This is a genomic window from uncultured Amaricoccus sp. (assembly GCF_937858865.1).
Lineage (GTDB): Bacteria > Pseudomonadota > Alphaproteobacteria > Rhodobacterales > Rhodobacteraceae > Amaricoccus.
Map to the genome: position 1 here is coordinate 1 of NZ_CALLYO010000424.1, position 1,550 is coordinate 1,550.

At 74.4% G+C, this 1,550-nt stretch carries 1 protein-coding gene; it reads right to left on the reverse strand.

All coding sequences use genetic code 11. From position 1 onward, the window contains the following. Nucleotides 1–1,441: glycogen synthase GlgA (gene glgA, locus Q0112_RS12545; RefSeq protein WP_297975822.1), on the reverse strand; the 1,441-nt coding region annotated here is incomplete at its 3' end. Nucleotides 1,442–1,550: the final 109 nt, after the last annotated feature.

A 1,550-nucleotide genomic window follows, 5' to 3' on the forward strand; every position in this document is an offset into this window, starting at 1 on the left:
CTTGGCCTGCGGGAAGGAGGGAGGCGTAGAGGTCGGCGTAGGCGGCGGCGCTGCGGTCCCAGGAGACGTCGGCCTTCATGCCCTGGCGCTGGATCGCGCTCCAGGCCGCCTTGTCGCGCATCAGTGCGGCGGCGCGGCGGATGGCGCCGGCGAGGGGGGCGGCGTCGACGGGGGTGAACTGGAAGCCGGTGGCGGCGCCGGCGTTGAGCGCGGCGACGTTGGCGTCGATCACGGTGTCGGCGAGGCCGCCGGTGCGGGCGACGATGGGGACGCAGCCGTAGCGCAGGCCGTAGAGCTGGGTCAGGCCGCAGGGCTCGAAGCGCGAGGGGATGAGGATGGCGTCGCCGCCGGCCTGCATCAGGTGGGCGAGCGGCTCGTCGTAGCCGAGGACGGCGCCGACCCGGCCGGGGAACTCGGCGGCGAGCGAGCGGAAGGTATGCTCGAGGCCGGGCTCGCCGGTGCCGAGGACGGCGAGGCGGTGGCCGGCGCGGACGATGTCCTCCGCCGTGATCCAGGCGAGCAGGTCGATGCCCTTCTGCCAGGTGAGCCGGCTGACCAGCACGAAGAGCGGCGAGTCGTCGTTGTGCAGGCCGAAGCGGCCGGCGAGCGCGGTGCGGTTGGCGGCGCGGGCCTGCAGCCTGCGGGCGGTGTAGGCGGCCGGGATGAAGCGGTCGGTCTCCGGGTTCCAGACCTCGGTGTCGATGCCGTTGACGATGCCGTGCAGCACGTCGGCGCGGGCCGCGATCAGGCCGTCGAGGCCCATGCCGTAGGCCGGGGTCTTGATCTCCTCGGCGTAGGTCGGGCTGACGGTGGTGATCGCCGAGGCGTTGGCGATGCCGGCCTTGAGGTAGCCGACCCCGCCGTAGAACTCGACCCCGTCGAGGCCGGCCGCCTGCGGCGGCAGCTCGAGCGCGCCGAAGACCGAGGGCGGGAAGCCGCCCTGGAAGGCGATGTTGTGGATCGTCATCACCGAGGGCCGCGGCACGCCGTAGAAGCGCAGGTAGGCCGGCGCGAGGCCGGCCTGCCAGTCGTGGGCGTGCACGAGGTCGGGCAGGAACTCCGGCACGAGGCCCATGGCGATGTCGACGGCGGCGCGGCCGAGGGCGCCGAAGCGGCGCCAGTTGTCCGGGTGGTCGCGGCCGGAGGGATCGCCGTAGGGGCCGCCGGGGCGGTCGTAGAGCGGCGGGCTGTCGATCACGACGAGCTCGAGCCCGGCGACCGTCGCGGCGAGCAGCCGCGCCGGCACGCCGAGCAGCGCCTGATACTCGTGCAGGAGCCGGGTCTCGCCGAGCCGCGCCATCACCGCCGGATAGCCGGGCAGGAGCGTGCGGACCTCGATGCCGCGGCGGGCGAGCGCCGGCGGCAGCGCGCCGGCGACGTCGGCGAGGCCGCCGGTCTTGACGAGCGGATAGGCCTCGGAGGCGACGGAGAGAACCCGCATCAGAAAGCTCCGGACATCAGGACGCCACGACGGTTCGGTGCTCGCGGGGCGCTCCCGCCTTGCCGGATTTGACCGTCGGCAAATCCGGCCGCGGCCGCCCCTGCGGGGG